General features: G+C 50.7%; 11 protein-coding genes. 1 reads left to right on the top strand and 10 read right to left on the bottom strand.

Annotated elements, in window-relative coordinates; translation table 11 throughout:
• Positions 1–18: 18 nt before the first annotated feature.
• Both RKA07_RS03410 and RKA07_RS03405 read right to left on the bottom strand, forming a co-directional pair.
• The gene (locus RKA07_RS03410; protein WP_310965573.1) at positions 19–999 is read right to left on the bottom strand and encodes a PDR/VanB family oxidoreductase; all 981 of its coding nucleotides are present in this window, start codon (positions 997–999) and stop codon (positions 19–21) included.
• Positions 1000–1102: 103 nt separating this feature from the next.
• Positions 1103–2410, bottom strand: a complete 1308-nt coding sequence (locus RKA07_RS03405; protein ID WP_310965572.1) for an aromatic ring-hydroxylating oxygenase subunit alpha — start codon at positions 2408–2410, stop codon at positions 1103–1105.
• Between the two features lie 143 nt (positions 2411–2553).
• Here RKA07_RS03405 and gloA point away from each other — a divergent pair, with 143 nt between their 5' ends.
• Entirely contained in the window at positions 2554–2961 is a 408-nt protein-coding gene (gloA, locus tag RKA07_RS03400; protein WP_310965571.1) for a lactoylglutathione lyase, read from the top strand.
• A 50-nt stretch (positions 2962–3011) separates the two neighbouring features.
• On the opposite strand, the gene RKA07_RS03395 is transcribed toward gloA, so the two are convergent.
• The 8 genes from RKA07_RS03395 to RKA07_RS03360 all read right to left on the bottom strand — a co-directional run bounded on the left by RKA07_RS03395 (position 3012) and on the right by RKA07_RS03360 (position 12161).
• On the bottom strand, positions 3012–3503 hold the full coding sequence (locus RKA07_RS03395; RefSeq protein WP_310965570.1) for a universal stress protein: 492 nt from the start codon (positions 3501–3503) through the stop codon (positions 3012–3014).
• Between the two features lie 25 nt (positions 3504–3528).
• Positions 3529–4809, bottom strand: a complete 1281-nt coding sequence (locus RKA07_RS03390) for a TRAP transporter large permease (RefSeq protein ID WP_310965628.1) — start codon at positions 4807–4809, stop codon at positions 3529–3531.
• A gap of 43 nt (positions 4810–4852) precedes the next feature.
• A complete protein-coding gene (locus RKA07_RS03385; RefSeq protein ID WP_310965569.1) occupies positions 4853–5392 on the bottom strand; it encodes a TRAP transporter small permease subunit in 540 nt (179 codons plus the stop codon).
• Between the two features lie 129 nt (positions 5393–5521).
• Positions 5522–6529 (bottom strand): TRAP transporter substrate-binding protein, encoded by a 1008-nt coding sequence (locus tag RKA07_RS03380; protein ID WP_310965568.1) that lies wholly within the window; start codon positions 6527–6529, stop codon positions 5522–5524.
• A 135-nt stretch (positions 6530–6664) separates the two neighbouring features.
• A complete protein-coding gene (locus tag RKA07_RS03375) occupies positions 6665–7552 on the bottom strand; it encodes a LysR substrate-binding domain-containing protein (protein ID WP_310965567.1) in 888 nt (295 codons plus the stop codon).
• A gap of 438 nt (positions 7553–7990) precedes the next feature.
• Positions 7991–9850, bottom strand: coding sequence for a protein kinase domain-containing protein (locus RKA07_RS03370; RefSeq protein WP_310965627.1), 1860 nt, complete (start codon positions 9848–9850; stop codon positions 7991–7993).
• Positions 9851–9882: 32 nt separating this feature from the next.
• The gene (locus tag RKA07_RS03365; protein ID WP_200368988.1) at positions 9883–11157 is read right to left on the bottom strand and encodes a 2-oxo acid dehydrogenase subunit E2; all 1275 of its coding nucleotides are present in this window, start codon (positions 11155–11157) and stop codon (positions 9883–9885) included.
• Positions 11158–11183: 26 nt separating this feature from the next.
• On the bottom strand, positions 11184–12161 hold the full coding sequence (locus tag RKA07_RS03360) for an alpha-ketoacid dehydrogenase subunit beta (RefSeq protein WP_200368989.1): 978 nt from the start codon (positions 12159–12161) through the stop codon (positions 11184–11186).

Raw genomic sequence — 12161 nt, 5'->3', positions numbered from 1 at the left:
TTCTACAGGGATCAGAAATCAAAGATCCAGCACCAGCTCTTCTGAGAGCGCGCGCGAAACACAAACCATCATGTAATCGTTATCTGCTCGCTCTTCTTCAGACAATACCGAGTCACGATGATCAGGTAGTCCGGCCAGCACGCCAGTTTCACAGGTGCCACAGACTCCATCACGGCAGGAGCAGGTAATTCTAATGCCTTGATCGCGAAGGGTTTCAAGGATCGACTGCCCCTCCGGTATATGAACACGCTTACCGGTACTGTTGATGACCACATCGAAGGAGCCACTCTGATCAAGGGCCGATTCTTTGGCGGTAAAGCGCTCAATGGTCAAACTCCAACCGGCTTCTTTTTGTTCACGGTGTAGGTTTTCCAGTGCGTCCAGCAGTGGTTTCGGGCCACAGGAGTACACCGTGGTTTCTGAATCGCAAGTGCTTAACAGCTCCACCAGATCACAAAACCCGTCTTCGACGTCACCGTTCAGGCGTATGCGCTTGCTATCGTATTCCTCAAACCGGTCCAGATACACCAAACGGCTGCGCTCTCTGGACAAATACACTAGGCGCCAATCGATGCCTTCCGCTTCTGCCTGCTGAATCATCGGCAGAATCGGGGTAATGCCGATACCACCGGCAATAAACAGCACTTTTTTACCCGGTTTGAAAGGAAAGTGGTTACGCGGTCCGGAAACCTTCACCACATCACCTTCTTTCAGTTTTTCGTGAATGTATGCAGAGCCTCCGCGGCCGCTCTGTTCACGCAGCACTGCCACTTCCCAATTATCAGTACAGTTATAATCACCGCACAGAGAATAGTGACGCAGCATAATGGCATCTTCGTCGGTACCATTGCCGGTACTCAGCTGCAGTTCAATGTGAGCACCCGGTTCCCAGGCTGGCAAGGGTGAGCCGTCTAGCGCAACCAACGTTAATCTGACAATGTCTTCGTTGAGTTGTGTCCGGCTAGCCACTTTGACTGCGATATTTTTGTTATTTGCCATAAATACACTCCGGGGTGCCGTACCATTACCAAGACACCGGTTGTCCGAGGGGATAACAGCCAGGCAAGCTCACTCGTATATGTGAGCCCGCCTGATCACTCTGTTAGCTGACTTTTTTGCGGGCTGGAATGTCCTGTGCCTTCACAGCAGCATCCTCAGCGCGGTATTTGTCAATCAGCCACTTTTGCAAACGGTGAATAACCTGCTCTTTTGAGGTTAAACGACCTCGTGTAGCAAAGCTGGACTCCATCCCTGCCTGTGTCCGACGCCATGCAAACAGATCTTCTTCCATGACAGGCCACAAATCAGTGTGCTCTTGATCGAAGTTCTTTCTAAAATCTTCTCGTTCAAGCGTGCTCTCAGGGTACAGCCAGGAAACACCATAGAACGTCTGTGTTGGCCCAGCAGGTAACCAAATGAAATACTTAACTTTATCGGGCATCGCCACGATGAACATATTGGGTGCAACAGTGATATAGCTCAGACGACTACGCTCTTCTTCAGTCAGGCCGGGCAACCCTGGCTGTAAGATCGAGCCGGTGTGAGTTGGCGCTGCATCTGGATGAGTACTGAGCAGGTGATAAGAAACGATACCCTGGGAGTCATCGTTATATATGGCATCTTCATCCACCGCAGACGGTGGGAGCGGATACATTTCACCCCACGACGAAGCGTGCAGATAACCGCAGTGGTAGCACTCGTCGTTGAAGATTTTCCAGTTCCAGTCAAAGGTTTCCATTTCCAGTGGCTCTGGTGGGCGCATTCCTGCTAGATCGTAGTTTTTGAGTTGCTCGCCGAGATTGCCGAGACGATCCTGCAACGATGGAATGGTTTCATCAAACGTGATGAAGACAAACCCTTCCCACTGATCAGCGCGAATCTTGGGTAGGCATACCTCCTTGATATCAAAGTCTTCTTCTACGTCTGTCAAACCAGGAGCAGAAACCAGATCACCTTTGGTACTATAAACCCAGGCATGCAGAGGACACTGTAAGCGGCGAGTATTGCCCCGGCCTTCCAGGATAAGCATACCTTTGTGCTGACATACATTAGACAGCACGTTTACAGAGCCACTTCGATCGCGAATAACGATTAGTGGGTCGTTGCCAATCGTAACCGTGTAATAATCGCCCGCATTGGGGATGTCGGTAGCGCGACCAACACAAATCCAGTCGCTACGCCAAACAGCGTTCAACTCAAACTCATAGAATTCTTTGGACCAGTAGGTCTCAGCAGGCAAAGAATAAATTGGCGATCCTTTATCATCAGGATAACTTATATCGAAAGTTTCGATTGGTAGAGGACTTATTGTTTTTTTAATGTTCATTTGAATATAACTCCCTTGAAGATCAACACGACCGTATAAACCTTGCTGAAAAGACTCTAAATAAATGATGAGCCCATTTGTCATTATGTTGCCTGAGCTCTAATGCTTAGGGAAGCGAGTAGACTTCAATGCAGGGTGAGTAAACCTCAGCATGCCTGTTTAAAAAATAGAGGGTCATCTATGTTAGGGTGGTATCGGTAAATTTTATAACTGTGGGCCTAAATACGATGACTATAAAACCAAATTTTCGACTTGACCACACGATGTTTCGTGTTTCCGATCTGGATAAATCTCTTGACTTTTATGCTCGGATTCTGGGTATGAAGGTATTGCGACAGAATGAATATCCAGAAGGCAGGTTTACCAACACATTTTTAGGGTATGGACCGGAGAATGAAACCACCACTTTGGAACTAACCTATAATTGGGATACAAAAGAACCTTACGATAAAGGAAAGGGCTATGGGCACATTGCCTTTAATGTTAAAAATGTAAAAGAAGCCATGGCCTATTTGGAGGCTGAAGGGGTAAGTATTCGTAGCCCTGCTAAACCCATGAACCATGGTACTAGAATGTTGGGGTTTGTTTACGATCCTGATGGCTATATTATCGAATTAAATGAACCCATCTCTTAATAAAAAAACAGCGATCATTTGATCGCTGTTTTTTTATGCTCTATAAGCACTTACTGAGGATATTGTTTTCCCGTTGGTACGACATATACAGGAATAGTTGAGCGGCGAATAACGCGCTGGGTTTTACTGCTTTGCATCCCGGCGCGGTTCTCAGTTCCCATTACGATTACGTCAGCACCTTCTGCTGTGGCAGTGTCCAGGATCGCCTGGTCATAGCGCCCGGTTACTACCATGGGTCGTACCACAACGTTTGTGTACTTTCCCATATCTTTCAGTTCGTCTGACATGATTTCCTGTAGCCGTTTTTCCATCTTTGCCATAACCCGACGCACGCCTTCATCGTGCACTTCTTCCACCAGGTCTGCCGGCAAGTATTCCTTGATCAGAGCTTCACCCATAGAGCCAACTGGTCTGATTACGTGCAGCATAATCAGCTCGGCTTCGTTTCTATAAGCCAGCTTTAGAGCATGCCGATATACATGTCGACTATGGGGACCAAGTGCAGTCGTGTACAACACCCGGTTAATCTTTGGCATATTCATGAATTAGTCCTTTTGGTATTCACTCTCATGACATTAACTGCGGCAAGAACAACGCAATGCTCGGAAACAGACTCACTACCATGACAACGGCAGCCATCAGCAAGAAGAACGGAAACGCCGCTTTTACGATCGTACCGATAGGCTGCCCGGTCAGGCCCTGAAGTATGAACAGATTGAACCCTACTGGCGGCGTCATCTGCGCCAGCTCAATCATCAGTACCAAAAACACGCCATACCAGATCGGGTCAAACCCTGCCTGCAAGATCAGCGGCAGCGTGATCGGCAGGCTCATAACGATGATAGAAATACCATCAAGGAAGAATCCGAGAACCACATAAAACAACGCCAGAATCAGCAATAAGGCATAAGGCGTGAGACCCATACTTTCAATTACAGCCACCAGCTGAGAGGGGATGTGCAAATAACCAATGGCCGTGGACAGCAACGCCGCGGCAATCAGGATGGAACACACCATGCACGAGGTACGTATTGCTCCCATAGCGGCCTCGATAATGACCTTCCATGAGAAACTGCCCATGACGATGGTCACAAAGAACGTAGCCAACACTCCGACTGCTGCGGCTTCTGAAGGTGTCGCGATACCGGCATAGATACTGCCCAGCACCAGCACGATCAGAAACACCACCGGTAACAAGTTCTGCAACCCGCTGATGCACTCTTTCAGACTAAACGGCTCCGTCTCTTTGGGGGCCAGCTCTGGGTTCATGGTACAGCGAGTGATGATGTACATGGAGTAAACAAACGCGACCAACAAACCCGGCAGAATACCGGCGGCAAAGAGCTTGGCGATCGAAACTTCAGCCAACACGCCGTAAATAATCATTACGATTGAGGGTGGGATCAACAAGCCCAGGCTACCCGCACCAGCCAGCGAACCTATTGATAGAGAATTACTGTAATTACGCTCGGCCAGAGCACCGGTGGTGATTTTGCCGACCGTCGCCGTAGTTGCCGACGTAGAGCCGCTTACCGCTGCGAACAGGGTGCAGCCCAACACATTGGTATGCAGAAGGCGACCTGGCATCCATTGCACTAGTGGCGACAAGCCGCGAAACAGCCGGTCGGATATATCGGTACGGAAAATAATCTCCCCCATCCAAATAAACAACGGGATCGCCGATAATTCCCATGCACTGGAACTGCGCCAGATAATGGATTTAGCGATCATACCAATTCGATCCATCGGAAAATCCGCAAGAATTGCCAAACTGAATATTGAAACCAGTATTAGCCCTGAAAATACCCATATACCAAGTCCAAGGAAAAGTATAATCAGCAACAACATGAAGCCCATGCTTAATAGAACATCCATCGTCATTTACCCTTTTTTATTGTTCAGACATTAATTTACTGCCAGATAATAATCTAAAAACATAAGCGAGCATCTGAATAACAAATATGATCAGGCCAATAAGGATTAATGACTCCGGAATCCATAAAGGGACTTGAGCAATTGTTTCACTGGTTGAGCCACGCTCAAAGTTACGACTGATACTTCTCCAGAAATAGCGTGCAATAAATGAGCATAAAACCAGTGTTGTCATTACACACGAGATTTCAAGCATCTTGCGCGCGAGCGCGCTGCGAATTTTAAGAAGTATAAAGTTAACCCTGATCAGTACATTATGTTCGAAGGTATAGCTCAGCGCTAGGAATGTCATCGCCGCGACGCCATAACCAACGAATTCATCGAGCACAAAAGTGGACGTACTGAAAAAATATCTCAGTAATATCTCTACTATAATATGCAGAGTCATTCCCGCCATAAAGATAATAGCAGCAATTGCCCCAGCCATTGAAAGCCGACTTGCAAGAACAGAAAACCCAGTCGCAAACACGCTAAAGGCTTTCATGAAGGGATTATTCATTGTTTAACCGTCCCATTTTTTAGCAACCACACGTAGGCAGTTCTGCATGATATGGATACAACCCACCCATCAACAGCGACTATCGCAGCTGGCAAGTGAGTTATATCGACATCAGATCAACTTGGGTGTTTATTGAATATTTTTGATGGCTGCCCGATAACTGGTCAGGATCTCACGGCCATCGGGGCCCATTTTGCTGGCCCAGGATTCAATAACGGGTGTCGAGGCGTCTTGCAGTTCTTTACGGAAGTTTGCTGGAACTTCGTTCATGATGGTGACACCACGACGTTCAGCTTCGGCATAGCTGTTCTGAATAATAGTACTTGCATTGGCCCATAGTTTGTCTTCGGTCTCTTTAGCAGCGGCCTCTACAGCAGCTTGTAATTCCGGAGACAAATCGTCCCAGACATCGCGGTTCATCGTCACCAGGTTGATGGTGCTGTCATAGTTAATCGCGGTGAAATAGGTAACGTAATCATTGAAGCTGGAACTCAATCCAGACTCAATCGACGTCAGTACTGCATCAATTCCACCGGTACTCAGCAATGGCACTATGTCAGCCCAGCTCAACTGGATAGGGGCTGAACCCACATCGCGGAACACCTGAGTGCCGTTAGCGTCGTAGGTGCGCATTTTGAGGTTGCCAATGGCCTCGTGGCTCTGCAGCGGCTCTTTTCCCCAAATACCACTGGAAGGCCAGGGTGACGAGTACAGCAAGCGCTGGTTGTATTTGGCCAAGACCCGCTCATAGGTTGGGCGCGCCGTATCAAACAGCATCCGCGCTTCTTCAGTGTTGGAGCTCAAAAATGGAAGCGACGACAACAAGAAGACCGGATTAATGCCGCCTAGGGGGGGGATGAAGGTATTGGCAACCTGAACGATGCCATCGCCCACCGCATCCAGCTGGTCTTTGGATTTGAAGCCCAAAGCGCCACCGAAGTGATGCGCAATTTTAATCTTACCACCACTTTTCTCTTCAAGAAGCGCCGCGAAGGCCTGATCTCCTTTACCTTGGACAGATGTCGCAGGGTACTCGTTTGGCATATCCCAAACGATTTCTTTGGCGCTTACGGATGTGATATTGGTCAAGGTAAAAGCTAATGAAAGAACTAGTATAGTGCTTGTTGTTTTTCTCATGTCTTCTCTCCACTGGCTTGAGAATAATTATTGTAATTAGGAAAACAGCAATGATGAGCTCACCACCTGAGTCTCATACTGTCATAAATTTACGCGGCTAGAGTGGAGGCGTGCTCATGTGTCTATGAGCTGGATTCACATATGGTCTGCGTCTGTTTCCGCCAAAAGCCAATCGACGAAAATTTGCATATTCTTGGTCAGCTGAAAGTTTTTTGGATAAACCAAGTAGTAGGAATAAGTATCAAGCGAGATATCAAAAAGTTGTACTAGCCTCCCATCGGAAAGATACTCTCTCAAAAGCGCCGGACACCCCAACATAATGCCCTGATTATTGAGGATCGACTGCAGCCGTACGTTGGTATCATCAATGGTCAAATTGGTTGAAAAATCCACCGGTCCCGCATTGGCTTTGTCTACCCATGCACCCCAGGCTGAATGATCCTCATCGTGAATAAGTGTGTACCGGGTCAGATCTGCGGGCGATACCGGGCGCCCTTGCTCTTCGATCAGTCCGGCACTGCAGATTGGTGTCAGGTTGCCAGGCACTAACATTTTAGCTTCCAGATCAGGCCAGTCGCCCTTGCCCCAGAGAATCTCCAGGTCAATGTTTTCTGTATTGAAATCCATCATTTTTATAGTGTGGATCAGATCAATCCTAATCTGTGGCCACTTACCCCAGAATCGGTTTAACCGTTGCGCCAGCCATGCCCCCGAAAAGAAAGGGCGTAGAGCAATGCGGAGAGATTCCGTATCCCGGTTTCGCTGCGTGTCCAGAATGGCTCTGGCTATTTGGTCGAATGGTTGCTCTAGGGCCTGATGCAGGCGTGCACCTTCTGGTGTCAAAGAAAGTGCGCGGTTTTGTCTTAGGAACAGCTTGACCCCTAGATAATCTTCAAGTGCTCGAATTTGATGGCTGATAGCCGAAGGCGAAACCAGCAGTTCATCGGCGGCTCGCGTGAAGTTCAGATGGCTTCCGGCAACTACGAACGTTTTGAGTCCATTCAGTAAAGGTAAGTGCAGCATATTTTTGTTCTCTGAAAGCTTTGATCGGTATAAATGATCTGTGGTTCCTGTTGATCTGGCCTCCAGCACCTTGAAAACAATGCCATCAAACCATTGGTGTCATTGCTCCGATCAATTATTCACCTTGTATGCCGACGCTCAGTAATTGGCCAGTTTCGTATCGTGCATTTCATACGGTTGAGCTGTAACGGCTATTAGGTGGCATTAAATCGGGTGCTTACAGCATGTTCGAATAATCGGTGCAGTCCCAGAAAGTCTTGCTCACAGATGCAAGGCGCAAACTATAGGCTTGAAGTCTTTAGTAACTCCAGGCTGATGGCAACTATCCAAACGTATTGTTCAAATATACTGCAGCAGGCTCGTTGGGTGAAAGGTACTCACTATGCTGAAGGAGCAGGAGTGACTTTTTTGTTCGTTATCGTCTGGCTAAGAGTGTTTTCAGCTGCCTGACAAGGTAGAGTCCGACGCTTCCAACCTTGGGTTTCTGGGATAATAACGCTCAGGCAGTCGCTCGATGTAAGGAAAGAAACGAGCGTCTTTATAGGGCATTTTCATAAAGCCGGATACGCCCAGCCCGGTAATCTGATCCACGGCGGCGAGAATTTCATCCAGCCGTTGGCGGAACTCGTCTTCTTTATCCGGATCCAGCAGTCGGTACTGGCTGTGGATTTTGAGGTGCAGGGGCAGAGCCTCGAAGATAATCATACCGGTATGGCGGATGCTGTTGAGGGCCTCGAGGGATTTGATGATAGTTTCGGGTAGCACCAGAAACTCTTCCGGGTCTGGCCCGTCTTCAAAGTAGGAGTGTATTCGTGAGCGGTCTTCCACTTCAGGTGCGGAACTCACCTGATACGGCAGCCGCATCTCCGGTGGCGCTATGAATGGCTGGTCCTGTTCCTCCCGCTCAATGTGCAGAGTATCCCGGGCGTTGAACAGACAGCTCTTGAAGATACCCTGGCGATAGATTGCCTGGGCAAGATTCACCATGTTGTTCACGGCGGTGGTGAAGGAGGTTCGTAGCTCGGCGTCGTGCAGGTTCAGGGAGGTGTCCACGTATACGCCGTCTGGTTCCCAGCGAACTGCCAGCCCGCCCTCTACCGGATAACGGCCCAACCGGCTGACAGCGGCCAGGAAAGCTTTTTCAGTGTCCCCCATGCCTTGCATGAAGTTTTTGTAGTAGCGATCCAACTGTACGTCGTCTACATCACTCAGCGACTGGTCCGAACCCTCTTGGCGCAAGAAAGCCTTTCGGGAGCTGTAAACTACGGTGTCGATTTCTCGATCTGAAATACGTGTCCAGATGGGCACCAATGGCGTAGGAGGCGGTTCCGGTAAATCAATCATCACTGTGCGCGCCATACGCGGCATCTCGTTCAGGTAATGATCGCCGGCTCGCATGCGCATGGCTGGATCCGGGTCCAGCATCCCATCGAGCATGCGGGCAAATTCCATGGGTAAGCCAAGAGATGTTGCGGGTATGGCCAGATGGCCAAAGCGGCAAGACTGCCCAGAGGCCAGAGCATAAAGCGTGGCCGCCGCGCCTTGTTCATCAAATCGTGGTGATGAGAGCCCGCCGTAGAGTTGCTCTTCACCAATAAAGTACACATCGCCCAAACGGGCATTGGTTTGTTGCAGGTTGTCGGACATCAGCTCCATTACGCTGGGGCTGAGGAACTGCTGGTTAGCATCCAGTTGAGCGAAGACCGAGGAGCCCCAGTCGATCAGGGCGATGTTCTCGGTTTCTGCATCAAACACCAGATTGGACGGTTTGATATCTCCGTGCACAATTGGGCGCCTCCCGCTATCGGTTTCACGTCGCAGATTGCGCAGAATGTCGGCTAATTGATCGGCAATGCGGATGATCAGGCGCGGGCTCAGGCGGCCTTGCCGGAGAGAGACCTCTTCCAGATTAAAGCCCGGTGCGCGCTCCATCACCAGAATCGGTTGGCTGCCAGCGCGGTGGTAGGCAACCAGGGCGGGCACCCGGGGGTGCTCCACCTGTTCCAGAATATAGGCTTCGTCTTCCAGCCGGTCATGCAGGTGCTGGGGTAGGGTGATGCGGGTGAACTTGAATACATGCTCAAGGTCCCGCGCACCCTCCAGCGGCAACCGGCCGGCAAAGACAAAACCAAAGGCGCCCTTGCCAATCATTGCTATGTCCGCGTAGCCCATTTGCCTGAGCTGATCTGTGCACAGCTCAACCCAGTTTTTCAGCTTCTTGGCATCGTCGTGACTGAGCAGATAAATCGACTGCTCTTCCGGGATGTAGAATTGCTGAAGCTGGGCCTGTTGCGGCATCGGCAATGATTGGTTCGGCGGCGCCATACCTGTCAGCTCATGTGCAGAAGCATGGATTGTGGTGACTCCAGATAGCTTTTCCACAGGTTATTGAAACGGGCAATGGTGCCGCCATCAATAATGCGGTGGTCGCCCGCCCAGCTGACGGTCATGATGGAGCGTTCTACCACTTGCCCATTGGTATCAAATCTTGGCAGTTTCTGGGTGCGCCCCAAAGCCACGATTGCCACTTCCGGAGCATTGATAATGGGTGAGGCGTAAGTGCCGCCCAGTGCACCAATGTTGGAAATGGTAATGGTGCCGCCTTTGAGATCCGCCTGGCTAACCCTGCCTTCTCTGGCAGATTCGGTGAGGCGGGTGACTTCGTCGGCTATCTCCAGCAGAGTGAGCTGGCCCACGTTTTTCACGTTGGGTACGAGCAGTCCTATTTTGCTGTCCACGGCCATGCCGATGTTGCACTGTGGCTGGTAGTGGATTTCGGTTACATCCTCATTGATCTGGCTATTGAGTATTGGATACTCACGAACGGCCAGTGCAATAGCCTTCATGATGAACGGCATGAGCGTGAGGCGGGAACCACGTGCTTCGGCTTCTGGCTTGAGCTGCTGGCGCAGGGCGAGCAATTCCGTCACATCAATGTCTTCACTGAAGTTGAAGTGGGGAATGGTGGAGGCCGATGCCACCATGCGTTTGGCCATGACAGCCTGCATGCCTTTGATGGGCTCTATGCGGACTTCCTGGTTTTGCGCTTCAGCTCTTGGACTACTGCCTGCTGAGACGAATGAGCCGCCGGATGCAGGTTGCTCCAAATGGGACAGCACATCGGCTTTGAGTACGCGGCCATCCTTGCCCGATCCCTGAATATTCTCCAACGCCAGGTCGTTCTCGCGAACCAAGCGGCGCACCGCTGGGCTGGCGGGCGTCCGCTCACCGTCTTTCCGCGCTGAAGGAGCGGCTGAGGCGACAGTTTCGGCGCGATCAGGGCTTTTCTCAGGTTCCGCTTGCCTGGCCTCTGGTTCGGCGTGTTTGCCTTCGTCGCTGGCTTTGGGTTGTTCTCCCGAAGCTTCACCGCTTTCATCCACCAGTTCAAACAGCGGCGCATGCACCTTGGCTATATCGCCTTCCTTCCAGTACAGGCGTGTTACCCGCCCTGCATAGGGGGCAGGTATTTCCACCAGCGCCTTGTCGGTCATTACTTCTGCAACCGGCTGATCTTCTTCGATCAGATCGCCTTCACTTACCAGCCATTTGACCAGCTCACATTCCACGATACCTTCGCCGATATCGGGCAGTATAAAATCGCTCATAATTGTTCTCCTGTCCGGATATCTGCTTAGAATTCGACGCTTTCCCGAATGGCCTCATAGACCTTCAGGTGGTTGGGGAAGTGCTCTTTTTCGAGCACCAGCGGGAAGGGGGTGTCCATCCCGGTCACCCGAGCGATCGGCGATTCCAGATAGAGGAAGCAGCGTTCCTGAATGGTGGCGGCAATCTCGCCCGCAAAACCACCCGTAAGCGGCGCTTCGTGAGTGATCACCAGGCGCCCGGTTTTAAGCACCGATTCGGCAACGGTGTCCACATCCCAGGGCAGGATGGTGCGCAAATCAATCACTTCGCAGGAGAAGCCGTCTTTTTCTGCCATTTCGACGGCTTTATCGATGACTTCCATTTGAGCACCCCAGCCCAATACCGTTACATCGGTGCCTTCCTTGAGAACTTCGGCTTCGCCCAGTGGTAATTGGTATTCCCCCTCAGGCACCTCGCCAACAGAGGCTCGATACAAGCGTTTTGGCTCAAAGAAGATCGTCGGGTTGGGGTCATTGATGGAGGCCAGCAACAGCCCTTTCGCTTGGTGCGGGTTGCGTGGCACCACAATCTTCAAGCCTGGAGTGTGGGCGAAGTAGGCTTCTGGTGACTGGGAGTGGTACAAGCCGCCGGCAATTCCGCCGCCGTAGGGCGTGCGAATGGTCATGTTGCCCACATTGAACAGGTTGCCCGAGCGGTACCGGAACTTGGCGGACTCGTTAACAATCTGATCAAAGGCCGGGAATATGTAATCGGCGAACTGAATCTCGGCTACCGGGAAGGAGCCCTGAGCGGCCAGCCCGTTGGCGAAGCCGATAATGCCTTGCTCCACCAGAGGCGTGTTGAAGCAGCGATCTTTACCGTATTTCTGTTGCAGGTTGCTGGTGGCCCGGAAAACACCGCCAAAGACACCCACATCTTCACCAAAGCACAACACCTTGTCGTTCGCAGCCATCGCCAGATCAAGGGCGTCGTTGATGGCTTGTAGCATGTTCATTTTAGCCAT

The organism is Marinobacter xiaoshiensis (assembly GCF_031631795.1).
Taxonomy (GTDB): Bacteria; Pseudomonadota; Gammaproteobacteria; order Pseudomonadales; family Oleiphilaceae; genus Marinobacter; species Marinobacter xiaoshiensis.
This window is presented reverse-complemented; position numbering and strand designations above follow the sequence as displayed.

What these genes read in the sequence shown, in the direction of transcription:
- RKA07_RS03390 (WP_310965628.1), bottom strand. Translation starts at nt 4,809, where the DNA reads ATGTTGTTGCTGATTATACTTTTCCTTGGACTTGGTATATGGGTATTT.
- RKA07_RS03370 (WP_310965627.1), bottom strand. Translation starts at nt 9,850, where the DNA reads ATGCCGCAACAGGCCCAGCTTCAGCAATTCTACATCCCGGAAGAGCAG.
- gloA (WP_310965571.1), top strand. Translation starts at nt 2,554, where the DNA reads ATGACTATAAAACCAAATTTTCGACTTGACCACACGATGTTTCGTGTT.
- RKA07_RS03410 (WP_310965573.1), bottom strand. Translation starts at nt 999, where the DNA reads ATGGCAAATAACAAAAATATCGCAGTCAAAGTGGCTAGCCGGACACAA.
- RKA07_RS03385 (WP_310965569.1), bottom strand. Translation starts at nt 5,392, where the DNA reads ATGAATAATCCCTTCATGAAAGCCTTTAGCGTGTTTGCGACTGGGTTT.
- RKA07_RS03395 (WP_310965570.1), bottom strand. Translation starts at nt 3,503, where the DNA reads ATGAATATGCCAAAGATTAACCGGGTGTTGTACACGACTGCACTTGGT.
- RKA07_RS03405 (WP_310965572.1), bottom strand. Translation starts at nt 2,410, where the DNA reads ATGACAAATGGGCTCATCATTTATTTAGAGTCTTTTCAGCAAGGTTTA.
- RKA07_RS03375 (WP_310965567.1), bottom strand. Translation starts at nt 7,552, where the DNA reads ATGCTGCACTTACCTTTACTGAATGGACTCAAAACGTTCGTAGTTGCC.
- RKA07_RS03360 (WP_200368989.1), bottom strand. Translation starts at nt 12,161, where the DNA reads ATGGCTAAAATGAACATGCTACAAGCCATCAACGACGCCCTTGATCTG.
- RKA07_RS03365 (WP_200368988.1), bottom strand. Translation starts at nt 11,157, where the DNA reads ATGAGCGATTTTATACTGCCCGATATCGGCGAAGGTATCGTGGAATGT.
- RKA07_RS03380 (WP_310965568.1), bottom strand. Translation starts at nt 6,529, where the DNA reads ATGAGAAAAACAACAAGCACTATACTAGTTCTTTCATTAGCTTTTACC.